The 22,659-nt window shown below is 73.5% G+C and carries 19 protein-coding genes; 9 read left to right on the forward strand and 10 right to left on the reverse strand.

Going from position 1 to position 22,659, the window contains the following annotated elements:
- Positions 1–81 precede the first annotated feature (81 nt).
- Complete coding sequence (locus tag QFW77_RS06210; RefSeq protein WP_280573521.1) at positions 82–1,185, forward strand: hybrid sensor histidine kinase/response regulator; 1,104 nt, start codon at positions 82–84, stop codon at positions 1,183–1,185.
- Between the two features lie 17 nt (positions 1,186–1,202).
- Here QFW77_RS06210 and QFW77_RS06215 read toward each other — a convergent pair whose 3' ends face one another.
- Together QFW77_RS06215 and hrpB are read right to left on the reverse strand one after the other, a co-directional pair.
- A complete protein-coding gene (locus tag QFW77_RS06215; RefSeq protein ID WP_280573523.1) occupies positions 1,203–1,592 on the reverse strand; it encodes a hypothetical protein in 390 nt (129 codons plus the stop codon).
- 112 nt (positions 1,593–1,704) lie between these two features.
- Positions 1,705–4,254: an ATP-dependent helicase HrpB gene (gene hrpB / locus QFW77_RS06220; protein WP_280573524.1), complete on the reverse strand. Its 2,550-nt coding sequence runs from the start codon at positions 4,252–4,254 to the stop codon at positions 1,705–1,707.
- Positions 4,255–4,380: 126 nt separating this feature from the next.
- On the opposite strand from hrpB, the gene QFW77_RS06225 reads away from it, so the two are divergent.
- Positions 4,381–6,180: an endonuclease gene (locus QFW77_RS06225; RefSeq protein ID WP_280573525.1), complete on the forward strand. Its 1,800-nt coding sequence runs from the start codon at positions 4,381–4,383 to the stop codon at positions 6,178–6,180.
- A gap of 167 nt (positions 6,181–6,347) precedes the next feature.
- Positions 6,348–7,151, forward strand: coding sequence for a TatD family hydrolase (locus tag QFW77_RS06230; RefSeq protein WP_280573527.1), 804 nt, complete (start codon positions 6,348–6,350; stop codon positions 7,149–7,151).
- A 12-nt stretch (positions 7,152–7,163) separates the two neighbouring features.
- Here the strand turns inward: QFW77_RS06230 and QFW77_RS06235 are convergent, their stop codons facing one another.
- The 6 genes from QFW77_RS06235 to QFW77_RS06260 all read right to left on the reverse strand — a co-directional run bounded on the left by QFW77_RS06235 (position 7,164) and on the right by QFW77_RS06260 (position 15,124).
- Positions 7,164–7,691 carry a hypothetical protein gene (locus QFW77_RS06235; protein WP_280573528.1) on the reverse strand — a complete coding sequence of 176 codons (528 nt, stop codon included), beginning with the start codon at positions 7,689–7,691 and terminating at the stop codon, positions 7,164–7,166.
- Positions 7,692–7,833: 142 nt separating this feature from the next.
- Complete coding sequence (locus QFW77_RS06240; protein ID WP_280573530.1) at positions 7,834–9,663, reverse strand: YadA-like family protein; 1,830 nt, start codon at positions 9,661–9,663, stop codon at positions 7,834–7,836.
- Between the two features lie 151 nt (positions 9,664–9,814).
- On the reverse strand, positions 9,815–12,649 hold the full coding sequence (locus tag QFW77_RS06245) for a protein kinase domain-containing protein (protein WP_280573531.1): 2,835 nt from the start codon (positions 12,647–12,649) through the stop codon (positions 9,815–9,817).
- Positions 12,650–12,654: 5 nt separating this feature from the next.
- Positions 12,655–13,206, reverse strand: a complete 552-nt coding sequence (locus QFW77_RS06250) for an ECF-type sigma factor (RefSeq protein WP_280573532.1) — start codon at positions 13,204–13,206, stop codon at positions 12,655–12,657.
- A 137-nt stretch (positions 13,207–13,343) separates the two neighbouring features.
- The gene (locus tag QFW77_RS06255; protein ID WP_280573533.1) at positions 13,344–14,144 is read right to left on the reverse strand and encodes an ABC transporter permease; all 801 of its coding nucleotides are present in this window, start codon (positions 14,142–14,144) and stop codon (positions 13,344–13,346) included.
- The gene (locus QFW77_RS06260; protein ID WP_280573534.1) at positions 14,141–15,124 is read right to left on the reverse strand and encodes an ABC transporter ATP-binding protein; all 984 of its coding nucleotides are present in this window, start codon (positions 15,122–15,124) and stop codon (positions 14,141–14,143) included. Before QFW77_RS06260 ends, QFW77_RS06255 begins: the two co-directional genes overlap by 4 nt.
- A 175-nt stretch (positions 15,125–15,299) precedes the next feature.
- Here QFW77_RS06260 and QFW77_RS06265 point away from each other — a divergent pair, with 175 nt between their 5' ends.
- From QFW77_RS06265 to QFW77_RS06290, 6 genes are all read left to right on the forward strand, one after another.
- A complete protein-coding gene (locus QFW77_RS06265; RefSeq protein ID WP_280573535.1) occupies positions 15,300–16,064 on the forward strand; it encodes a ferredoxin--NADP reductase in 765 nt (254 codons plus the stop codon).
- A gap of 84 nt (positions 16,065–16,148) precedes the next feature.
- Positions 16,149–16,328 carry a hypothetical protein gene (locus QFW77_RS06270; protein WP_280573536.1) on the forward strand — a complete coding sequence of 60 codons (180 nt, stop codon included), beginning with the start codon at positions 16,149–16,151 and terminating at the stop codon, positions 16,326–16,328.
- Entirely contained in the window at positions 16,325–16,525 is a 201-nt protein-coding gene (locus tag QFW77_RS06275; protein ID WP_280573537.1) for a helix-turn-helix transcriptional regulator, read from the forward strand. The genes QFW77_RS06270 and QFW77_RS06275 overlap by 4 nt, the downstream gene beginning before the upstream one ends.
- Positions 16,522–18,039, forward strand: a complete 1,518-nt coding sequence (locus QFW77_RS06280; RefSeq protein WP_280573538.1) for an alpha/beta hydrolase — start codon at positions 16,522–16,524, stop codon at positions 18,037–18,039. The genes QFW77_RS06275 and QFW77_RS06280 overlap by 4 nt, the downstream gene beginning before the upstream one ends.
- A gap of 100 nt (positions 18,040–18,139) precedes the next feature.
- On the forward strand, positions 18,140–18,886 hold the full coding sequence (locus tag QFW77_RS06285) for an ABC transporter ATP-binding protein (RefSeq protein ID WP_280573539.1): 747 nt from the start codon (positions 18,140–18,142) through the stop codon (positions 18,884–18,886).
- On the forward strand, positions 18,883–20,067 hold the full coding sequence (locus tag QFW77_RS06290; RefSeq protein WP_280573540.1) for an ABC transporter permease: 1,185 nt from the start codon (positions 18,883–18,885) through the stop codon (positions 20,065–20,067). Before QFW77_RS06285 ends, QFW77_RS06290 begins: the two co-directional genes overlap by 4 nt.
- 99 nt (positions 20,068–20,166) lie before the next feature.
- Here QFW77_RS06290 and QFW77_RS06295 read toward each other — a convergent pair whose 3' ends face one another.
- Together QFW77_RS06295 and mnmE are read right to left on the reverse strand one after the other, a co-directional pair.
- Positions 20,167–21,186: an energy transducer TonB gene (locus QFW77_RS06295; protein WP_280573541.1), complete on the reverse strand. Its 1,020-nt coding sequence runs from the start codon at positions 21,184–21,186 to the stop codon at positions 20,167–20,169.
- 101 nt (positions 21,187–21,287) lie between these two features.
- Positions 21,288–22,634 (reverse strand): tRNA uridine-5-carboxymethylaminomethyl(34) synthesis GTPase MnmE, encoded by a 1,347-nt coding sequence (mnmE, locus tag QFW77_RS06300; protein WP_280573685.1) that lies wholly within the window; start codon positions 22,632–22,634, stop codon positions 21,288–21,290.
- Positions 22,635–22,659: the final 25 nt, after the last annotated feature.

Here is a 22,659-nt window from a genome sequence, read left to right on the forward strand (position 1 = left end):
CCAGAGGCCTGGCGAAGACGGTGCAAACGTGAGCAATTCTGCTAACTTGGCAGGGATATTCGCGTTCATGAAAGTGATCCCATGGTCAAGGGCAGTACCGCTTCGGGTCGGATCCTCGTCGTCGACGACCAGCCTGCGAACCTGCGCGTGGTCGGCACGCTGCTGTCCCGCAACGGCTACGAGGTGCTCGATGCCGGCGACGGCGAGCAGGCATTGCGGATCGCCACCGAGCAGCTGCCCGACCTGATCCTGCTCGACGTGCTGATGCCCGGCATGGACGGGTTCCAGGTGCTGGCCGAGATCAAGCAGCGCGACACGCTGATGCGCCTGCCGGTGGTCTGCCTGACCGCCGCGCGCGATCGCGAGCAGCTGCTGCGTGCGTTCGATGCCGGCGCGGTGGACTACGTGACCAAGCCGTTCCTGCCCGAGGAGCTGCTGGCGCGGGTCAGCGCGCACATCGGTCTCAAGCTGACCCGCGACCGCCTGGAGCGGGTCGCGCGCGAACGCCAGGAACTGGTGAATCTGGTCGCCCACGATCTGAAGAACCCGCTCAGCAGCGTCCTGTTCGCGGTCGACATGCTGCGTGCCGGCGAGGTGCGCGAAGACCGAGTTCCCCGGTATCTCGAGACGATCAACGACAGCGCCAACGATGCGCTCGGCTATATCCGCCGCTATCTCGAGACCCAGCGCGCCGCCCGCGATGAGCCGGCGGCGGCGGTGGCGCCGCTGTCCGACGTGCTGGGATGGCTGGAGCGCCGCTATGCGCTGCAGTTCGAGGCGCGCGATCGTCGCCTGTCGGTCTCGGCGCCGAACGACGCCATGGCGGTCGCGATCGACCCGCTGGTGCTGCGCCAGGTCGCGGAAAACCTGGTCACCAATGCAATGAAGTACGCGCCGCACAGCGACCTGGAGATCGGCTGCCGGCGCGGTGCCGACGGGTTCCTGCAGTTGGTGTTCGAGGACCGGGGGCCGGGCATCCCGGCCGCCAAGCAGCGGCAGCTGTTCCAGCCGTTCGTACGCCTGCAGGGCGGCCAGCCGGCGCCCGGGGACATGTCCAGCGGGCTCGGCCTGTCGCTGGCCAAGCAGATCGTCGGCGAGGCCGGTGGCCAGCTCTGGTACGAGGACCGCGACGGCGGCGGGGCGCGCTTCGTGATCGAACTGCCCGAGGCGCGGTTGCCGGCCTAGGGCGCCCGCCCAGCGCGCTAGCTGTCGTTGCCGTCGTTACCGGTGGTGGTTCGGCTGCGCCGCGAAGCGGTCTTGCGCGGCCGCGAAGTCCGCGAAGGGCTGGCGCGGCGGGCCTCGACCCGCTTGGACTTGCCTTCGAGGGTGCTGCCCTGGCCGTTGCCGTTCTGGCGGCGCCGCAGCGCGTAGATCAGCAGACCGGCACCCGCCGCTGCGACCGCCGCGGCCACGGTGACCGCAGGATTGCGCCGCGCCAGCTTGCCGGCGGTCCGGGCGCTGGCGCGCGCGGCGCCGAGCGCCATGCCCGCCCGCAGCCAGGTGGTGGCGGTCGGGGCGGAATGGCGCAGGCCGTCGCCGACCTGGCCGGCGAGCTCCAGGGCCTTGCCCTGCAGGATGTCGAGCTTGCTCATCGGAAACCTCTGTGCGTGCACGGATGCGATAGTCGCGACCGCCGCAGTATCGAAGCGCGGCCGTGGCGGCTGCGTGAGCGGGTGGCCGCCGCGCTGAACGCGGGCCGTCCGCTCAGCCGCGCGGCCGGGCGCGATGGGTGGGCGCGGCGCTCCATGGGTCCTCCGGCCAGGGGTGCTTCGGGTAGCGCCCCTTCATCTCGCGCCGCACTTCCGGCCAGGTGCGCTCCCAGAAGCCGCGCAGGTCACGGGTGACCTGCAGCGGCCGCCCGGCCGGCGACAGCAGGTGCAGGGTCAGCGGCACCCGCCCGCCGGCGATGCGCGGGGTGTCGGCGAGGCCGAACAGCTCCTGCAGCTTGACCGCGAGGACCGGGTCGGCGTCATGGGCGTAGGCGATGCGGCGCTGCATGCCCGACGGCACCGCGATCCGTTCGGGCGCGAGTGCGTCTATGCGCTCGCGCAGCGACCAGTCGACCGAGCCGCGCAGCGCCGCCGACAGCGCCGCCGGGTCCAGCGCGTCGAGGCGGGTGAGGCCTTCGAACGCCGGTCCCAGCCAGTCGTGCAGCCGCGCAAGCAGCGCGGTGTCGGAGAGATCGGGCAGGTCCAGCTCGGGCATCCACTCGCGCAGGCAGCGCACGCGCTCGCGCCACTGCGCCAGGCTCTCGCTCCAGGGCAACGCCTGCAGGCCCAGCTCGCGCACCGCCGCGGTCAGCGCCGAGGCCGCCTGCCGCGGGTCGACCCGGCCACCGGCACGGACCTCGAGGACGATGCCGTCGAAACGGCTCACCCGCTCGGCCACCAGCGCGCGCCGGGCCGGATCCCAGCGGGTCTCGTCGGTCTCGCGGAAATGCGCGGGGAACCCGATCCGCAGCGCCGCCTCGTCGGCCGGAGCGGCGCGCAGCAGCAAGGCGTCCTTCGCCTCGAAGCGCAGGTCGCTGGCGACCAGCCACGGCTCGCCGTACAGCGCGCTGTCGTCGAACAGCCGCGCCATGCGCCCGTTGGCCAGCTGGTAGCGGCGCGGGTCGGCGGGGTGCTGGCGGGCGATGCGGTCGGGAAAGGCGTGCGCGAGCAGGTCGCCGAGCAGGTGCCCCGGCGCCTCCCCGGGAGGCGCGGCCTCCAGCCGCAGGCGCCGGCGCCACTGCCTGGCGGCAGCGTCGATGGCGGCCAGTGCACCGCGGCCGGCGTCCGCCGGCACGCGCCCGGCACGGAACGCCGCCAGCGCCTGCCAGCGCGCGGCCAGGGCGTCGGAACGGGACCGCAGCGGATCGCGCGCCTCCAGCACGGCCACCAGGTCGCAGGCGAGCGCGCCGCGGCCGTCGTGCAAGGCCGCCAGCAGCATCGCCGCCAGCCGCGGATGGGTGCCCAGCGCCAGCATGCGACGCCCGGCGGCGGTGATCCGGCCGTCCTCGCCCAGCGCATCGAGCCGGCGCAGCAGGTCGCGCGCCGCGGCCAGCGCACCCGGCGGCGGCGGATCGGGGAAACGCAGCGCGTCGCTGCCCCAGGCCGCGAGTTCGAGTGCCAGCGCGGCCAGGTCGAGCTGCGCGATCTCGGGCCGCCGTTGCGGCTCCAGCCGCTGCGATTGCGGCCACAGCCGGTAGGCGTGGCCTTCGGCGACGCGGCCGGCGCGGCCGGCGCGCTGGTCCGCCGAGGACTGGGCGATGGCGACCACGTCCAGGCGCGAGAAGCCGCTGCCGGGATCGTGGCGGGGTTCGCGCGCCAGGCCGGTGTCGACGACCACGCGCACCCCGGGCAGGGTGACGCTGGATTCGGCGACGTTGGTGGCCAGCACCACGCGGCGGCGGCCATCCGGAGCCGGCTGCAGCACCCGCGACTGCTGCTCGACGGGAAGGTCGCCGTGCAGGGCGAGGAGTTCGACCGCGCCGTTCGCGGGTGTCGTCCGATCCCGGTCCCGGGGGCCGGGGGGCGCCGCTTTTCCCTCGGTCGGGGCATCCTGCCCCGACTCGGGCGATCGCAGCAGCGCCCCCAGCCGGTCGATCTCGCGGCGGCCGGGCAGGAACACCAGCACGTCGCCGGGATGTTCGTGGAGCGCGTGCTCGACGGCGCGGCGGGCCTGGTGTTCGAGGGTTTCCTCGCGGCGCGCGGGGAAGTGCGCGATGTCGACCGGGAAGCCGCGCCCGGCGCTGGCCAGCCGCGGCGCGTCGAGCCACTGCGCGAGGCGCTCGCCGTCCAGGGTCGCCGACATCACCACGATGCGCAGGTCCTCGCGCAGCCCGGCCTGCACGTCCAGCGCCAGCGCCAGCCCCAGGTCGCCGGCCAGGTGGCGTTCGTGGAATTCGTCGAACAGCAGCGCCCCCACCCCGTCGAGCAGCGGGTCGTCCTGCAGCATGCGGGTGAGGATGCCCTCGGTGACCACCTCGATGCGGGTGCGCGCGCTGGTCCTGCGTTCGAAGCGGATCCGGTAGCCCACGGTCTCGCCGACCTCCTCGCCGAGCTGCCGCGCCATGAACCCGGCGGCGGCGCGGGCGGCGACGCGGCGCGGTTCGAGCATCACGATCCGGCGCCCGGCCAGCCAGCCGCACTCCAGTAGCGCCAGCGGCACCTGGGTGGTCTTGCCGGCGCCGGGCGGGGCCTCGAGCACCAGCCGCGGATGCGCGGCAAGGCTGTCCGCGATCCGCGGCAGCAATGCGGCGATCGGAAATTCCACGACGGCGGTCACCTCGAAAAGGCGGACGCCGCGACATCGGGCGCCGGCGCAAGGGTTTACCCCGGTGTCGGCGGTCGCAGGCGGCCGATAGATTCGTTGCGGTCATCTCACCACAGGACATCCCGGATGCGAAATCCCCGCACGCGCCACCGCTCCCCGCTGCGCGGGCCGCTGCCCGCGCTCTCGCTCGGCATGGCGCTGCTGCTGCCGGGGCTGCCGCTGTCGGCCGCGGTGTTCGTCAACGAGCTGCACTACGACAACGCCGGGGCCGACCGCGGCGAGGCGGTGGAGGTGGTGTCCACCGCGGGCGAGGATCTCGGCGGCTATCGCCTGCATCTCTACAACGGCGGCAGCACGCCCGGCAGCGCCCGCAGCTACGGCAGCCACGCGGTCCCGGACGGCCAGGCCGCCAGCTGCGGGGGCAGCGTGCGCGTCGCCACCGTCGCCTTCCCGGCCAACGGACTGCAGAACGGAGCGGCGGACGGAATGGCCCTGGTCGATGGCCAGGGCCGGGTCGTCCAGTTCCTCAGCTACGAAGGCACGATCACCGCGGCCGACGGCCCGGCCGCCGGCACGACCAGCGACAACCTGCCGCTGGCCGAGGGATCCGCGACTGCCGCCGGCACCTCGCTACAGCTGCACGGCGACGGCGTCGGCGCACCCGGCTTCGCCTGGACCGGCGGCGTGCCGGCGAGCTTCGGCGCCTGCAACGACGGGCAGACCTTCGGCGGCGGGAGCGGCAACGCCGCGCCGCAGGTCGTCGCCACCACCCCCGCCGACGGCGCCGCCGATTTTCCCGCGGCGGGCGATCTGGCCATCGAGTTCAGCGAGCCGGTGGCGCTGGCCGCCGGCGCTCTGGTGCTGGAATGCTCGGTCTCGGGCCCGGTGGCGCTGGATCACGCCGCCAGCGGCGACGTCCTCGCGATCTCCACCGGCACCGCGCTGCATGGCGGCGAAGCGTGCACCCTGACGATGCTGGCGGCCGCGGTCGCCGACCAGGACGGCAGCCATCCCGAAAGCGATCTGCAAGTCGGGTTCACGGTGGCCGGCGGCGGCGGCGACAGCGGCGACTACTACGGGCGGGTCAATCCTTCCAGCCCGGAGCAGCTGCGCTGCTCGCTGCACCACACCCTCCGCGGCCACACCGTGTATCCGTACAGCGGCGGCGGCACCGACGCCTGGGCGATCCTGGAGATCGCCGACGAGGATCCCGCAGACCCGGGCCGGGTCCGCGACGTGTACCGCAACCGCAGCTACGCCAAGGGCGATGCGCGCGCCGGTACCGGCAGCGGCGCGACCTACAACCGCGAGCACACCTGGCCCAACTCGCTGGGCTTCGGCAGCCGCACCGGCGACCGCGGCCTGCCGAATGCGCCCTACACGGACGCGCACATGCTCTACCTCAGCGACACCGGCTACAACGCCGCGCGCGGCAACCGGCCCTTCGCCGACTGCCCGGCCAGCGCCAACTGCGGCGAACGGGTCACCGAGGCGAACGGCGGCGTCGGCGGCGGCAGCGGCGCCTACCCGGGCAATTCCAACTGGGTGCGCAGCCCGGACGGCAACGGCGGCGCGTTCGAGGTCTGGGGTCACCGCAAGGGCGACATCGCGCGCGCGGTGATGTACATGGCGATCCGCTACGAGGGCGGCGCGGATCCCGCCACCGGGCAGTCCGAACCGGACCTGGAACTGACCGACGACCGCAGCCGCATCGTGGTCACTTCGAGTTCGCCGGCCTACATGGGGCTGCTGTCGACCCTGCTCGCCTGGCATGCCGCCGACCCGCCGGACAGCGCCGAGCGCGAACGCAACCAGGTGGTGTACAGCTTCCAGGGCAACCGCAATCCCTTCATCGACCATCCGCAATGGGCCACCGCGGCGCTGTTCGAGAGCAGCGCCCCCGCCACCTGCCAGTTGCTCGATTGAGCGGCGGACGGCGCGGGGCGGCGCACCCCCGGCGAAGCGGCCCGCCACCGTGAATAACCCGGGAGGCGCCGGGGAGGTTGGCGGTGATCCCGGGCGTGGGCGACCCGCCGGCCTTCGCGCGCATGGCGCGCTCCTACAATGGGGCCCCCGGGTTCCAAGACCGCCCCATGCAACTGATCGACATCGGCGCCAACCTCACCCACGACAGCTTCGACCGCGACCGCGACGCGGTGCTGGCGCGCGCCGCTGCAGCGGGGGTGGCGAGGATGGTGGTGACCGGCGCCAGCCGCGAACATTCGCCGAAGGCGCTGGCGCTGGCCCGGGCGCACCCGGGAACGCTGTACGCCACCGCCGGCGTGCACCCGCACCACGCCGCCGAGTACACCGACGAATGCGACGCCGAGCTGCGCGCGCTGCACGCGCACCCGGAGGTGGTGGCGGTGGGCGAGTGCGGGCTGGACTATTTCCGCGACTTCTCGCCACGGCCGGCGCAGCGCCGCGCGTTCGAACGTCAGCTCGAGATCGCGGCCGATACCGGCAAGCCGCTGTTCCTGCACCAGCGCGATGCCCACGCCGACTTCGTGGCGATCATGCGCGGGTTCGAGGGCCGGATCGGCCCTGCGGTGGTGCACTGCTTCACCGGCGGCCGCGCCGAGCTGTTCGAATGCCTGGACCGCGACTGGTACATCGGCATCACCGGCTGGCTGTGCGACGAGCGCCGCGGCGCGCACCTGCGCGAACTGGTGAAGAGCATCCCAGCGGACCGGCTGATGGTCGAGACCGACGCCCCCTATTTGCTGCCGCGCACGCTCCGGCCGCCGCCGAAGGAGCGCCGCAACGAACCGGCGTTCCTGCCGCACATCGTCGCCGAGCTGGCGCGCGACCGCGGCGAGGAACCCGCCGCGACCGCGGCCGCCACGGCCGCGACCGCCGCGGCGTTCTTCCGCCTGCCCGCGGCGGCGCGGGCCTGACCGCACCCGGGATCAGGCCGGATCCGGGGTCACCATGGCCTCGAGGCCGCGCAGTTCGCGGCACGACTCCTCGCGCTGCTCGTCGGAGGCGGCATCGAGCTTGCGGCTGGCCTGGGCGTGGGCCCAGTCCAGTACTGCCATGAAATCGTCCGGGTCGACCCCGAGGGATTCGCTGGCGCGGCGCTGTTCGGCACGCGCCGCCGCGGGATCTTCGACCGAGGGGTGATCGCAGGCTTCGGCCAACGCGAACATGCTGCCGCCGATCTGCGCCGCCGAAGCCCAGGTGTGCGGGTGCCCGTCGGCGCTGAGCCCGACCGCGGGCATGTGTTCGCTCGGCGCTGCCGGCGCGGCATCGCCCTCGGGCCGCGTGGGCGCCGCCTCGATCTCCGGCGGGGCGGCGATGCCGCCGGCCGGGGCGCCGGGGGGCGCGGACCCGGCCGGTTGCTCCGCCGGCGGCTCGCCGCTGCAGGCGGCGGCTCCCAGCATCAGGGCGGCGAGGAAGGCGAGTCGGAACAGGGCTACCGGCTTGGCTGCGGACACGAAGACTCCTTGGGAGGATCCCGGCGGTGCCGAAGCTGCTCGGCACGACGACGCGCGGGCGTGGATGGCGGGCCATTGTAGCCGCGCCTGCCACCGCGCCTTTCGCGACCGCCGGGTCAGCGGGCCGCACCGCGGCCCGCCCTCAGAGGTCCACGCCGAAGCCGATGCCGCCCGAGCGCTCGCCGCCGCTGAAGGCGCCGCCGAGCGAGAACGAGGCGCGCTGGCCGATGCGCCTGCCGTAGCCGATCGACAGCGCCTGCTCGCCGCCGTGGAAACCCGCGCCGACCGCGATGCGTCCACGCGGACTGGCGCTGCCGGCGGCGTTCATCGCCATGTTGAGCATCGCCGAGCCCATCGCGCCCTGGCGGTCGATGCGGCGGTCCTGGCGGTGCAGGCGCCCGTCGATGTCGGCGAAGCCGTCCTCGAGCGCTTCCATCCGCCCGTCGAGAGCGGTGGGGTCGAAGCCGGCCAGATCGGCGATCCTGGTGTCGGTGTAGGCGTTGGCGGCGCTCAGGGTGGCGGCGTCGCCGGCGTCCATGTCGGTGCGGATCGCCGCCTCGCGGTTGTCGGTGTAGGCATTGGTGGCGGTGCCGCCGGTGGCGACCGCGGTGTCGGTGTAGGCGTTGGCGGTGGCCAGGGTGGACTGCAGCTGGTCGAGGTTGACCGCGTCGGTGCCCTGGGTGCCGGCCGCCACGTTGACGATCTGGCGCCCGCTGACCGCTGTACCGACCGAAACGGTGCCGTCGCGCTCGGCGACCGAGCCGTACCCCAGCGCGACGCTGCCCACCGCCGTGGCCTGGCTGCTGTTGCCCAGCGCGGTGCTGCCGAAGCCGCTCGCCAGGCTGGTGTGGCCGAGCGCGCTGGCGGCGTCCGCGCTGGCGCTGGAGACCGCACCGATCGCCGTGCTCTGGGCGCCGCCGGCCGAACTGATCGCACCGAACGCCGCACCCTGGCTGCCGGCGGCGCTGCTGAAGTATCCGGCCGCGGTCGCGTTGGCGCCCGCGGCGGTCCCGGATGCGCCCAAGGCCGTTGCTCCCGCGCCGCTGGCCAGGCTGTTGGCGCCGAATGCGGCCGTTTCTCGGTCGGTCGCGCGACTGTCGTAGCCGGCCGCCACCGCGTATTCGGCCTGCGTCAGCGCCGAACGGCCGACTGCGACGCTGAAGTCGCCCTCCGCGGCGCTGGAGTCGCCCAGCGCGAGGCTGCTGATGCCGAGCGCATGGCTGTCCACGCCGATCGCGGTGGTGCGCAGACCCTCGGCGTGGCTGCGCAGGCCGCTGGCCGTGGACGCGACCCCCGCGGCGCGGCTGAAGGCCCCGCTGGCGATGCTGAACGAACCGGTCGCCTTGGCCGCGGCGCCGAACGCGCTGGCGCCGTTCGCGCTGGCGTCGGTGGTCTCGTGCGCGTCGACGATGCCGTTGCCGTTTTCATCGAGCCAGCCGCCCGCCGCGACCGCGCCGGCCGCGTCTGCGAGGCTTTCGAAGCCGAGCGCGGTGCTGCCGGCGGCGCTGGCCTGACTGCCGAAACCCAGCGCGGTGCTGCGCAGGCCGGCCGCCGTGCTCTGCACGCCAATGGCGGTGGCGTAGCCGCCGGAGGCGTCGCTGTTGGTGCCGACCGCGGCGCTCAGCCCACCGCTGGCGTTGCTGTTGGCACCGAAGGCGGCGGCATCGAACCCGCTCGCCTCGGCGTTGCTGCCCACCGCGGTGGCCTGGTTGCCCGACGCGGCGGCGATGTTGCCGATCGCGGTCGAAGCCAGCCCGGATGCGGTGGCGCCCGTTCCGAACGCCGTGGAAACGGTCCCGGAGGCGGCTGCGGCGCTGCCGCAGGCGAGCGCGTCCAGCGGCACCGCGGAAGCGCCGCCGTCGCCTCCACTGCTCAGTTCGCAGGTCTCGCCCGCCACCGCGGAACCGGCCATCAGGCCCAGGACGAGGAGCGACGCCGCGCTCAGCGGATGACGCGTGCAGGAGATCTTCATGTGCCATGTTCCCGTATGCATGGGCCGGAAGCGGCCGGCCCGGCCCGTGGCGGCCGCCGCGCGGCCGCGGTGCGATCGCACCTGGGCATGCATCCGCAGTTCGGCGCCCGCGATGGCCAGCCGGCGCGCCGGCGGCCTCGGCGGGGGTACTTCAGTCTCCCCCGGCCAGCGCCTGCGGCGCGGCGGCGCCGAGGGTGGCGACGAGCTTGTGCCGGACCCCCCCGGCCAGCCCGGGGCGCAGCAGCGCCTGCTCGGCCCGCGCGCGCAGCGTGGCGCAGCCGGCATCGGCCGGGCTGGCGCAGGCCACCGCGACCAGCGCCGCCAGGGCCTCGCCGCTGTAGCGGTGGGTGGGTCCGAGCCGGGCCTCGATCTCGTGCAGCGCGCGAGCCGCGCCCGCGCGCGCCTCGGCGACACGCTCGAGCTGCAGCAGCGCGAGGCTGCGGTAGGCCTCGAGCACCCAGGCTTCGTGACCATCGGGCGACCGCGCCCGAGACAGGGCGATCGCCTGGTCGTAGTGGCGCAGCGCGGCCGCGGCCCGGCCGAGCGCCGCCTCGGTGCGCGCCAGGTTGCCGAGCCGCGTGGCGTAGCGTGCCGAGTCGGTGCCGAACAGTTCGCCGAGTCCGGCCAGCGAACGCGCCTGCAGCGGCAGCGCCTCGCCGGCGCGCCCGAGCTCGCGCAACGCGTCGGCATGGTTGCCTTCGCAGATCCGCACGCCGGCGTGCGCGGGGCCGTACAGCTGCGCGTACTGGTCGCGTCCGCGCAGATAGGCGTCGGCGGCCTCCTGGTAGCGGCCCATCGCGAAGTACAGGCTGCCGAGGTTGCCGTAGCCGACCGCCAGCTCCGCATGCCGTTCGCCGAACAGCGCATGGCCCTCGCGCAGATGCCGCAGCCGCAGTTCCAGGGCCCGGTCGAGTTGGCCCGCGGTCGCCAGGGCCTCGGCCAGGTTCTGCAGGGTGGCGAGGGTTTCGCGGGTGGGACTGGCGTAGATGCGCTGCTGCTGCGCGTGGATGCGCTCCAGCAGTGCGGCCGCGCGCTGCGGCTCGCCGGCGCGGCTGTGGCTTTGCGCCAGCAGGTTGGCGGCGAACAGCGTGCGCGCCTCGGCCGGGCCGTAGCGTTCGCTGCGCAGCGTCCACAACGCCTGCAGTGGCGCCTCGGCCTGGCGATGCAGGCCCTGCCGCGATGCCAGCGAACCCTCGGTCAGCAACACCTGCTCGCAGGCGGGCGGCTGGTGCAGGTGGGTGCAGATGCCCTGGGCCTGGCCGAGCAGCGTCATCGCGTCGGCATGGCGGTCGTCATCGCCAAGCTGCACCGCGCGCCGGGTCAGTGCCTCCACCAGCACGACCGACCGCGGCGCGGCGCGGCGCAGGATGTCGAGCGCGCGCGTCGCCAGCGCCTGGGCGCGCGCGCGGTCGGGGGGATCGGTCTGCTCGACGACGCTGGCCAGCACCACCATCGCCTCGGCGGCCTCGGCGCTGTGGGCGCCGAAGCGGGCCTCGCGCCGGGCCAGCGCCGCGCCCGCCAGCTCCGCGGCCTGGGCGTAGTCGCCGGCGCGCTCGGCCACCTGCGCGAGGGTGAGCTCCACCGCCGCCAGCAGCGCTTCGCGCCCGGCCAGGTCGCGGCGGGCACGCCGTGCCGAGGCGGCGATCAGCTGGTGGCGATCCTGTTCGCGCGCCTCCTCGGTACTCGGCGCCAGCGCCTCCAGCACCCCGCCGAGATAGATCAGCTGCGCCTGCGACTCCTCGGCGGCCGCGCGCGCGCGCAGCGCTTCCTGGCGCGCGCGCTCGGCCTGCCAGAGGGTGCCGGCGGCCCCGGCCAGCAGCGCCGTCGCCAGCGCCACCGAGGCCGCCACGCCCCAGCGATTGCGGGCCACATAGCGGTGCAGGCGGTAGCCGAGGCTGGGCGCGCGCGCGCGGATCGGACGCCGCTGTCGCCAGCGCTGCAGATCCTCCGCCATCGCCTCGATGCTGGCGTAGCGGTCCTCCGGCCGCAGCGCCAGGGCCGTCATCACGATGGTGTCGAGATCGCCGCGCAGCCGCCGCGTCCACTGCCACCGCGCGTGCCCGCCCGCGTCTTCGCGGGCTGCGCGCGAAGGCGGGGGCACCGGCCGGTCGTCGTCGCGGCCCGTCGCGCCGTGCGGCGGCTGCCCGGCCAGCATGCAATAGGCGAGGGCACCGAAGCCGTAGACGTCCATCGCCGTTCCCGGGGCGGCGCCCTCGAACTGTTCCGGCGCCGCGTACTGCGGGGTCAGCGCGCGCAGCGCCGTGGCGGTCCGCTCCGGCTCCAGCTCGTCGGCGAGCCGGGCGATGCCGAAATCGAGCAGGCGCACGTGGCCGTGCTCGTCGACCAGCACATTGGACGGCTTGATGTCGCGGTGGATCACCAGGGTGCGGTGCGCGTAGGCGAGCGCTCCGGCGATCTGCAGCAGCAGGCCGATGCGCAGGTCCAGGTCGGCGCCGCGGCGGCGGCACCAGGCGTCGATGCGCTCGCCGTCGACCAGGGCCATGGCCAGCCAGGGCGTCCCGTCCTCGCCCACGCCGCCCTCGTACAGCGGCACGATGCCCGGATGGCGCAGCCGGGCCAGCAGCTGCTGTTCGCGCAGGAACCGCTCGTGGCCGCCGGCGGCCAGGGCGCCCAGCGTCAGGACCTTGATCGCCGCCAGCTGGCCGGCCGGGGCCTCTTCCGAGCTGGCGCGATAGACCGCGGCCATGCCCCCGCAGCCGATCTGCTCGAGCAGCCGCCAGCGGCCCAGGCGCCGGCCGACCAGGGTGGCGGCTCCGGCCGGACCGGCCGCCGCCAGGTCCGGAGCACGCTCGAGCGGGCCGGTGGCGCTGGCATGCGCGGCCAGCAGGCGCTCGACCAGGGCGCGCATGGCGGGGTCGGGGGCGGCCGCGGCCAACGCCGCGGCGCGGCGCTCCGGGGCCAGGTCGAGCAGCTGGTCGAGGATCCGGTCGGCCTCGCGCCAGGCCGCCTTCCGCCGGGCGTCCATGGCGTTCAGGGCGTTCCCAGCAGCGCGTACAGGAAGGCGCGGGCGCGCTCCCACTCGCGACGCGCGGTGCGCGTGGAGATCCCCAGCAGCTCGGCGATCTCGCCGAACTCGAGGCCGGCGAAGTAGTGCAGCTCCACCACCTCGCGCTGGCGCGGCTGCAGCTCGCCGAGCGCCTCCAGGCCCTCGTGCAGGGCCAGCACCTGCTCGGAGGCGGCGTCCATCGGCAGTCCCTCGGTGAGCGTCACCGCGATCTGCCCGCCGCCGCGCTTTTCGCTCTGGCGGCGGCGCGCATGGTCGACCAGGATCCAGCGCATGGCCTTGGCGGCCGCCGCGAAGAAGTGATGGCGATCGGTGACCGACAGCGGCTCGCCGGTGGTCGCGCGCAGGTAGAGCTCGTGCACCAGCACCGTGGGCGTCACGGTGTGGTCGCCGCCGGCGAGCCGCGAGGCGGCCAGGCGCCGCAGTTCGGGATACAGCTGCTCGAAGACCGCCGACAACCGCTCCGGCTCGCCAGCCCGCGCCCGCCCCAGCAAACCTGTGATCGCCTCGCTTTCCATGCCCGTCCCCCGTGCGTCCCGGGCGAACGAATCCCGGCCCGTCCGGACGGTTACGCAGGCCGCGGCGCATTGCGGCCACCGGGCCGGGCGGCCGGCCCGCGGTGGCGGCGGGGCGGCCGGGCGCCGCCCGCGGCCGTTCAGCTGCGCAGCCCGACCCCGCGCCGCAGCAGCCACAACCCCAACGCCGCCAGCGCGGCCACGAACAGCAGCATCAGCGCGTAGGCGGTCCACAGCGACACGTCGCTCTGGCCGAGCAGGCCATAGCGGAATGCGTTGACCATGTAGAAGATCGGGTTGGCGTGGGTGGCCGCCTCGGCCCAGCCGGGCAGCAGCTGCACCGAATAGAACACGCCGCCCAGGTAGGTCAGCGGGGTGAGGATGAAGATCGGCACGATCGCCACGTCGTCGAACTTCTTGGCGTAGACCGCGTTCACGAAACCGGCCAGGGCGAAGATGGTCGCGCCGAGCAGCACCGTGGTGAAGGTCACCACCGGGTGCGGGATCCGCACCGTGGTGAACAGCATGGCGATGCCCAGCACGATCACCCCCACCGCCAGGCCGCGCGCCACCGCCCCGGCGACGTAGCCCGAGAGCACCACCCAGGCCGGCATCGGGCTGACCAGCAGTTCCTCGACGTGACGGCCGAACTTGGCGCCGAAGAAGCTCGAAGAGATATTGCCGTAGCTGTTCTGGATCACGCTCATCATCACCAGCCCCGGGACGATGAAGTCCATGTAGCGGACCCCGCCCATCTCGCCGATCCGCGAGCCGATCAGCCCGCCGAAGATGAGGAAGTACAGGGTCATGGTGATCGCCGGCGGCACCAGGGTCTGCGCCCAGATGCGCAGGATCCGCGCGATCTCGCGCCGCACGATGGTGCCCAGCGCCACCAGGTTGCGCTGCAGCGTGGTGGGGGCGCCGGCGGCGGCGCCACTCATGCGCGCGGCTCCGCCACGGCAGGCGCCCGCGCCGGCGGCGCGCCGGCCTCGCCGGTCAGGCGCACGAACAGTTCCTCGAGGCGGTTGGAGCGGGTCCGCATCGAGCGCACCCGCACGCCGGCGGCGTCGAGCGCTGCGAACACCCGGTTGAGGTCCATCGCCCGCGGCAGTTCGACGTCGAGGGTGTGATCGTCTGACGCCTGCAGGCCGACGCCCGGGATCCGCGGCAGCGGCGCCGGCGGCGGGCCGTCGATATCGAGCACGAAGCCCTCCACGTCCAGCCCGGCCAGCAGGGTGCGGATCGGACCCTGCTCGATGATCCGGCCATGGTCGATGATCGCCAGGTTGCGGCACAGGCTCTCGGCTTCCTCGAGATAGTGCGTGGTGAGGATGATGGTGGTGCCGGCGGCGTTGATCTCGCGCAGGGTGCGCCACATGCCGCGGCGGATCTCGATGTCGACCCCGGCGGTGGGCTCGTCGAGGATCAGCAGCCGCGGCCGGGTCATCATCGCGCGCGCGATCATCAACCGTCTCTTCATGCCGCCCGACAGCGTGCGGCTCATCACCTGGGCCTTTTCCCACAGCTGCGCGGCGCGCAGCTCCTGCTCGGCGCGCAGCAGCGCCTCGCGGCGCGGGATGCCGTAGAAGCCGGCGTAGTTGACCAGGATGTCGAAGGGCTTCTCGAACAGGTTGAAGTTGATCTCCTGCGGCACCAGGCCGAGCAGGCGCATCGCCGCGTCGCGCTGGCGCGCGAGGTCCACGCCGAACACCGACACCTCGCCGCTGGTCTTGTTGACCAGCGAGGAGATGATGCCGATCAGGGTGCTCTTGCCGGCGCCGTTCGGGCCGAGCAGGGCGTAGAAGTCGCCCGGGGCGACGTCGAGCGAGACGCCCTGGAGCGCTTCCACGCCGCCGGCGTAGGTCTTGCGCAGCTCGCGCACCGACAGCGCCGGCGCGGTTTCCGCTGGAATCGGGGACATGGTGAAGGCCTGTGCCGCGAGACGCGCGACGAATCCCGGTATTATAGGCGGCCGTACGGCGAGGCCTGCGCGACGTAGCGTTGCGCCGGCGCCCCGCCGGCCGGCACGGGGTTGCGACCGCCGCGGCGCGCATCCCTCACCTCACGCGGCCGCCGGCCGCCCGACCGGGTCCCCCTTGGCCATCCAGCATTTTCCCCTCAAGCTCGTCGATCGGCGCATGCTCGCGCCCGGCATCGCGCACCTGAGTTTCGTGCGCAGCGACGGGCAGCCGCTCGACTTCATCCCCGGCCAGTTCGTGCAGGTGCACTTCCACTACGCCGATGGCACGCCGACCAAGCGCAGCTATTCCCTGGCGACGGTGCACGATCACGCCCTCGGCCCGGGCGAGGCGGTGGAGATCGCGGTGAGCTACGTCCCCGGCGGCGCCGCCACCGCCCTGTTCGAGGGTCTGGAGCCGGGCGGCGAAGTCGACGCCAGCGGTCCGTTCGGGCGCTTCTGCCTGATGCCCACCGATGCCAACCGCCGCTACCTGCTCATCGCCACCGGCACCGGCGTGACCCCGTACCGGGCGATGCTGCCGCTGCTGGAGCGGGCGCTGGCCGAGCGCGGCGTCGAAGTGGTGCTGCTGTTCGGCGCACGCCGGCCGGCGGAGCTGCTGTACGGCGACGAGTTCCGCGCCTTCGCCGCCGCCCACCCGGCCTTCCGCTTCGTGCCGTGCTTCTCCCGGGAACTGCCGGACCCCGGCTCCGCGCAGGCGCACCCCGACGTGCGCCATGGCTACGTGCAGCAGTTCCTGGACGAGTTCGCCCCCGACGCCGAAGGCGACATCGCCTATCTTTGCGGCAACCCGAACATGGTCGATGCCTGCTTCGAGGCGCTGAAGGGGCATGGCCTGCCGGTGGCGCGGATCCGCCGGGAAAAGTACGTCAGCAGCAAGTAGGGCGGCATGGCGGGTGTCAAGTCCGCTTGACATCGGCCGGGCCCTCCTCCAGGCTGGGTGTCAAGCAGCCTTGACATCGCCGCCATGCAACCCGACACCCGCAAGCCCCTCGCCCGCGAATTCCTTCCGGCCATGGCCGCCTATGCGCTGGTGTTGACGGCGTCGGCTTTCGCGCTGCGCGCCGTCGAGAGCTCCGCGCTGCGTGCGGCGTACCTGCTGCCGTACACCGCCTGCAAGTTGGTGGCCGCGCGGCGCTACCGGTGAGGAGCCGCCTGCGCGAACTGCGCGAGGCGCGCGGCTGGTCACAGTCGGAACTGGCCGGGCGTCTAGGGGTTTCACGGCAGACGGTCAATGCCGTCGAGACCGGCAAGTACGATCCGAGCCTGCCGCTGGCGTTTCGCATCGGCCGGATGTTCGGCGAATCGATCGAATCCATATTCCTGTTCGAGGACGAGGCATGAAAGCGAGGTTGATCCCACCGATGTTGCTGGCCGCGGCGCTGCTCGCCGGCTGCGAGGCCGGGGTTCCGGCGGGCGCCGCCGGCGAGATCGCCGGCGCGCGCCGTTTCGGGGAGCTGACCCTGCGCCCCTGCACCGCCGGCAGCGACGGCAGCAGGGTCGAGGCGTTTTGCGGCACCCTGGAGGTGCCCGAGAACCGCAGCGAACCCGAGGGCCGGCAGATCGCCCTCAACATCGCGGTGCTGGCGGCGAGCGGGCGCGGCGGTGCCGAGGAGGACCCGGTGTTCTTCCTGGCCGGCGGGCCCGGCCAGGCGGCGACCGAGCTGGCGCCGCATATCGCCCACGCCCTGCGCGAGGTACGCAAGCGCCGCGACATCGTCCTGGTCGACCAGCGCGGCACCGGGGCGTCCAATCCGTTCGGATGTCGCGACGGCGCCGGCCGCCAGATGGCGGTGGACGCCTTCGCGGCGCCCGATGCCGCCACCCTGGCCGCCTATGCCCGGCGTTGCGCGGCCGAGCTGGAGGGCCGGGTCGATGCGCGCTTCTATACCACCGCCGAGGCCGTGGAGGACCTCGACGCGGTGCGCGCGGCGCTGGCCGCCGAACGCATCAATCTGGTGGGCGGCTCCTACGGCACCCGCGTCGCGCAGCAGTACGCCGCGCGGCACCCGGACCGGGTACGCAGCATCGTGCTCGATGGGGTGGTGCCGAACGACCTGGTGATCGGTGGCGAGTTCGCCGATACCTTCGAACAGGCGCTGCGGCTGCAGTCGCGGCAGTGCGAGCGCCTGCCGGCCTGCCGCGAGCGCTTCTCCCCCGACCTGCGCGCGCAACTGCGCGCGGTGATGGCCAACCTGGAGGATGCGCCGGTCGAGGTCCAGTACCGCCACCCGGCCACCGGCGAGAGCCGCGAAGACACGGTCACCGCCGACACCGTCACCAGCCTGGCCTTCGTGTTCTCGTACGCCCCGCAGACCGCCGCGTTGCTGCCGCTGGTGATCGACGAGGCCGCCAACGGGCGCTACGCGCCGTTGATGGCGCTGACCCAGCTGATGGGCGAACAGGTCGGCGGCCAGATCAACCGCGGCATGCAATGGTCGGTGCTGTGCGCCGAAGACGCCGACCGCTATCGCGGCGCCGACCGCGACCCCGGTGCGACGCTGCTCGGGCCGGAGGTGGCGGAGATGTTCTTCGCCCCCTGTGCGGTCTGGCCGCGCGGCGAGCGCAGCGAAGGATTCACCGAGCCGCTGCGCAGCGAGCTGCCGGCGCTGCTGCTCTCCGGCGAACTCGACCCTGTCACCCCGCCCGCCTACGCCGAACGGGTGCTGGAGACCCTGCCGAACGCGCGCCACCTGGTACTGCGCGGCCAGGGCCACGGCACCCTGGCGCTGGGCTGCATGCCCAAGCTGCTGGCGCAGTTCGTCGAGTCGACCGATGCCGCCGCGCTGGACGCCACCTGCCTCGACAGCATGACCTACGTGCCGCCGTTCACCAGCTTCAACGGCTGGGATCCATAGCGCGCCCAGCCGCGACGGGGCGGCTTCCCGCCGCCGCGCGACCGACCGGGCGACGCGCCTGCGACGCCCGCATCTCCATTCCCGACCACGGCCCATCCCGATGATCACAGCCCAGCAACTGCACAAGGCGTTCAAGACCAGGACCGGTACGGTCAAGGCGGTCGACGGCGTCGATTTCAGCGCCGAGGACGGGCGCATCACCGGCCTGCTCGGCCCCAACGGCGCCGGCAAGACCACCACCTTGCGCATGCTCTACACGCTGATGCGCCCGGACAGCGGCGAGGTCCGCGTGGACGGGCTCGACGCCGCCGCCGATCCCGCCGCGGTGCGCCGGATCCTCGGCGTGCTTCCGGACGCGCGCGGCATCTACAAGCGCCTGACCGCACGCGAGAACATCGCCTATTTCGGCGAACTGCACGGCTTGTCGAAGGCGACCATCGCCGAGCGCACGGGCGCGCTCTCGGCCAAGCTCGACATGGACGACATCCTCGATCGCCAGGCCGAGGGCTTCAGCCAGGGCCAGCGCACCAAGACCGCGATCGCCCGCGCGCTGGTGCACGACCCGAAGAACGTCATCCTCGACGAGCCGACCAACGGCCTCGACGTGATGACCACCCGGGCGATGCGCGAGTTCCTGCTGCGGCTGCGCGACGAGGGCCGCTGCGTGATCTTTTCCAGCCACATCATGCAGGAGGTCGCCGCGCTCTGCGACCGCATCGTGATCATCGCCAAGGGCCGGGTGGTGGCGGCCGGCAGCGCCGACGAACTGCGCGCGCGCTTCGGCGAACACAACCTGGAGGACGCATTCGTCCGCGCCATCGGTTCCGAGGAGGGTCTGCAGGCATGAACCGCTACAACGTTTCCGCGATGTGGGCGGTGATGCGCAAGGAACTGCGCGACATCGGCCGCGACCGCCGCACCCTGGCGCTGATCCTGCTGATGGGCCCGCTGCTGTATCCGCTGCTGATGCTGGGCATGGGCGCGCTCGCCGAGAACCGTGCGAAGACCCAGCAGGACAAGCTGCTGGAGGTCCCGGTCATCGGTGCCGAACGCGCCCCGAACCTGATCGCCCACCTCGAGACGCTGGGGATTCGCGCGATCGCGCCGCCCGCGGATCTCGAGGCGGCGATCGCGCGCCAGGAAGTCGATGTCGCCATCGAGCTCGACCGGGACTTCGCCGAAGACTGGCACGCCGGGCGCCCGGCGATGGTCGAGATCATCAGCGACAGCACCCGCCGCAATGCCGAGGTGCCCGTGGCGCGCGTCCGCGCCGCGCTTTCCGGCTACGGCGAACAGGTCGGCATGCTGCGGCTGATGGCGCGCGGAATCAGCCCGGCGGTGGTGCGCCCGGTCGCGCTCGGCAGCCGCGACCTGGCCAGCGACGAGGCGCGGCGCGGCATGCTGCTGTCGATCCTGCTGCCCTATCTGCTGATCCTCTCGAGCTTCCTCGGCGGCGCCTACCTGATCCTCGACGCCACCGCCGGCGAACGCGAACGGCAGTCGCTCGAACCGCTGCTGGCCACCCCGGCGCCGCGCGGCGCGCTGGTGTCCGGCAAGATCGCCGCCGCCTGCACGCTCGGCCTGCTGTCGCTGCTGCTCACGCTGCTGGCCTTCAAGGCCAGCGCGCAGATGGCGGAAACCGCGCGCATGCTCGATGTCAGCTTCCACGCCATCGCGCGGATGCTGCTGGTGCTGGTACCGATGCTGCTGATCGGCACCTCGTTGCTCACCCTGCTGGCGGCCTCGGCCAAGAGCATGAAGGAGGCGCAGAGTCACATGACCTGGCTGATGCTGCTGCCGATGGTGCCGACCTTCGTGCTGATGGTGAACCCGGTGAAGACCCAGCTATGGCAGTTCGCGGTGCCGTTCCTGGCGCAGAACCAGCTGCTGCTCAAGATCATCCGTGCCGAGACGATCGCGCCGCAGGTGTGGGGGATCTATCTGGGCGCCAGCCTGGCGCTCGCGGCGCTGCTGTGGCTGGGGGCGGTGCGCCGCTACCAGCAGGAGAAGCTCGCGGTTTCCGGCTGAACCATGCCGGGCGGCGATGCCCGATGCGAACCGGACAGCGAAACGCCCGGCCTGGGCCGGGCGTTTCGCTGCGCAGGCGCAGGTGGCGGACCGGCTGGCTCAGCCCCCCGGGGTGAAGGCGATCGAGCGGCGCGTGGTGACCGGCTCGCCGACCGGCTCGAAGCGCCAGCGGCGTACCGCCGAGACCGCCTCCCGGTCGAACACCCGCGGCGGATCCGCGCGCACCACCCGCGCGTTGCTGACCGACCCGTCGGGGGCGATGGTGAACTCCACCAGCACTTCGCCGGCCTGGCCGCTGCGCAGCGCCTCGACCGGATAGCGCGGCGCCGGGGTGCTGATCGGGCGCAGGTCCGCGGCCGTCGGCGCGGCCGCTGGCTGCGCGGCGCGCTGTTCGGCCGCGCGCTGTTCCGCGGCACGCTGCTCGGCTGCGCGCTGTTCCGCCGCGCGTTGTGCAGCGGCCTGCTGTTCGGCGGCCGCCGCTTCGCGTTCCGCTTCCTGCTGCGCGGCCAGTTCGCGGGCGGCCTGTTCCTGCTGCTGCTGCTGCTGGCGCTGGCGCTCCTGCTCGAGCTGGGCCTGGCGCTGCGCTTCCTGCTCGGCGGTCAGCTCCTGCTGGGCGATCCGCTGCGCCGCGCTTTCCTCGGCGGTGTCGATGCTGGCGGTGAGCCGCTGCAGCGCCGGATGCTCCTCGTCGGCGCGCTGGATCAGCGCCAGCAGGCGCCGCGCCTCCTCGAAGTCCTCGCGGTCGCGGCTCTGCTCGGTGGCGATCACGGTCATCGGCAGCAGGTCGGTCAGCGCGCTGGAGACCCCCGCATCGCCAGGCTGCCGCTCGCGCAGCCTCAGGTAGTACTCCATGGCGTTGTCGCCGGCCGGAGAGTACAGCCGGCTCTCCTGGTAGGCCTTGGAAGCCGCCTCGCGCAGCTCCTCGACGCTCATCTTCGCGGTCTGGTCGACCTCCGCCGGCGGCGGCTGCTGCACGGCCGGCGCGGCGGGTTCCGCCGCAGGCGGCGCGGCCGGCTCGGGCTCGTCGCGGGAACAGGCCAGCAGCGCGCAGGCGAGCCCCGCGCCGACGGCCAAGCGATACCAATGCGGGCGCGGGCGCCCCTCGTGTGTGGAAACCATTGCCGAAACTCCCCCTGAGTGCACAGGCGCACGTGCGCCTAGGACGCGACAGTACCGCCGGTTTGTCAACACCCCGGCGCCTCCGTCAGTGGCGACCGCGGTCATTTTCCGATGCAGAACGCCGAAAAAATGTGACCGAGTAGATCGTCGGGCGCCACCCGGCCGGTGATGGCGCCCAGCTCGTCGTGGGCGCCACGCAGCGCCTCGGCCGCGAGCTCGAGCGTCTCGTCGCCCAGCGCGACACGGGCCGCCTCGAGCTCGCGCGCGGCTCGCCGCAGCGCTTCGACATGGCGAGCCCGAGCGCTGAACGCCCCCTCCGCCGGGGCTGCGCCGAGCGCCGCCTGGCGCAGCCGCCGGGCCAGCGCATCGAGACCGGCGCCGGTGCGTGCGGAGACCCGCAGCGCGTCCGGTTCCAGCGGCGGCTCGACGGCGGCGCCGAGCAGGTCGGCCTTGTTGTGCAGCCACAGCCGCTGCGGCACCCCCGCGAGCGCCTCGGCCACGGCGGCGCGACCGGCGGCGGGGTCGCGCGCGTCCAGGACCACCACCGCCAGGTCCGCGCGGGCCAGCTCGGCGGCGGCGCGGCGCATGCCCTCGCGCTCGACGGCGTCGCCACCCTCGCGCAGCCCGGCGGTGTCGACCAGGGTCAGCTCGATGCCGTCGACGCGCACCGTCTCGCGCAGCAGGTCGCGGGTGGTCCCGGCCACCTCGGCGACGATCGCGCGCTCGCTGCCCGCCAGGGCGTTCAGCAGCGAGCTCTTGCCGGCGTTGGGGGGGCCGACGATCACCGCGTGCAGACCGTCGCGCAGGCGCCTCCCGCGTTCGGTGGCCGCCGTCAGCTCGGCCATGGCTTCGACGGCGGCCTCCAGGGCGGCGCCCAGCGCCTCGCCGCCGAGGGTGTCGAGCGGTTCGTCGGCGAAGTCGATGCAGGCCTCCACCTGCACGCGCAGCGCCAACAGCTGGGCCGCCAGCGCTTCGACCCGCCGGGAGAACTCTCCTTCCAGCGAGCGCCGGGCGGCGCGCGCGGCATGGACATCGGCGGCGGCGATGAGGTCGGCAACCGCTTCCGCCTGGGCCAGATCGAGCCGGCCATTGAGAAAGGCGCGTTCGCTGAACTCGCCCGGCCGCGCCGGCCGCGCGCCGAGCGCGCAGCAGCGTTCGACCAGCAGCTGCAGTACCGGCTGGCTGCCGTGCGCCTGCAGTTCCGCCACGTGCTCGCCGGTGTAGCTGGCCGGCGCCCGGAACAGCAGCGCTAGGCCGTCGTCGACCGGTTCGCCGGCGGCGTCGCGGAAGCGGACGTGGTGGGCGTGGCGCGCACGCAGGCTGCGGCCGCAGATCGCCTCGGCGATGGCTGGCGCCGCCGGCCCGGACAGACGTACCACGCCGATCCCCCCGGCCCCGGGGGCGGTGGCGATGGCGACGATGGTGTCGTTGGTCACGGTGGCAGGCAGGGTCTATGCGCGCAGAGAGACGGCA

The organism is Luteimonas endophytica, assembly GCF_029887875.1.
GTDB classification, from domain to species: domain Bacteria; phylum Pseudomonadota; class Gammaproteobacteria; order Xanthomonadales; family Xanthomonadaceae; genus Luteimonas; species Luteimonas endophytica.

Bases quoted from the DNA above. Each gene is read 5' to 3' on its own strand.
- QFW77_RS06230 (WP_280573527.1), top strand. From the start codon at position 6,348: ATGCAACTGATCGACATCGGCGCCAACCTCACCCACGACAGCTTCGAC.
- QFW77_RS06260 (WP_280573534.1), bottom strand. From the start codon at position 15,124: ATGTCCCCGATTCCAGCGGAAACCGCGCCGGCGCTGTCGGTGCGCGAG.
- QFW77_RS06295 (WP_280573541.1), bottom strand. From the start codon at position 21,186: ATGGTTTCCACACACGAGGGGCGCCCGCGCCCGCATTGGTATCGCTTG.
- QFW77_RS06285 (WP_280573539.1), top strand. From the start codon at position 18,140: ATGATCACAGCCCAGCAACTGCACAAGGCGTTCAAGACCAGGACCGGT.
- QFW77_RS06290 (WP_280573540.1), top strand. From the start codon at position 18,883: ATGAACCGCTACAACGTTTCCGCGATGTGGGCGGTGATGCGCAAGGAA.
- QFW77_RS06280 (WP_280573538.1), top strand. From the start codon at position 16,522: ATGAAAGCGAGGTTGATCCCACCGATGTTGCTGGCCGCGGCGCTGCTC.
- QFW77_RS06255 (WP_280573533.1), bottom strand. From the start codon at position 14,144: ATGAGTGGCGCCGCCGCCGGCGCCCCCACCACGCTGCAGCGCAACCTG.
- QFW77_RS06215 (WP_280573523.1), bottom strand. From the start codon at position 1,592: ATGAGCAAGCTCGACATCCTGCAGGGCAAGGCCCTGGAGCTCGCCGGC.
- QFW77_RS06250 (WP_280573532.1), bottom strand. From the start codon at position 13,206: ATGGAAAGCGAGGCGATCACAGGTTTGCTGGGGCGGGCGCGGGCTGGC.
- QFW77_RS06245 (WP_280573531.1), bottom strand. From the start codon at position 12,649: ATGGACGCCCGGCGGAAGGCGGCCTGGCGCGAGGCCGACCGGATCCTC.
- QFW77_RS06270 (WP_280573536.1), top strand. From the start codon at position 16,149: ATGCAACCCGACACCCGCAAGCCCCTCGCCCGCGAATTCCTTCCGGCC.
- QFW77_RS06240 (WP_280573530.1), bottom strand. From the start codon at position 9,663: ATGAAGATCTCCTGCACGCGTCATCCGCTGAGCGCGGCGTCGCTCCTC.
- QFW77_RS06210 (WP_280573521.1), top strand. From the start codon at position 82: ATGGTCAAGGGCAGTACCGCTTCGGGTCGGATCCTCGTCGTCGACGAC.
- QFW77_RS06225 (WP_280573525.1), top strand. From the start codon at position 4,381: ATGCGAAATCCCCGCACGCGCCACCGCTCCCCGCTGCGCGGGCCGCTG.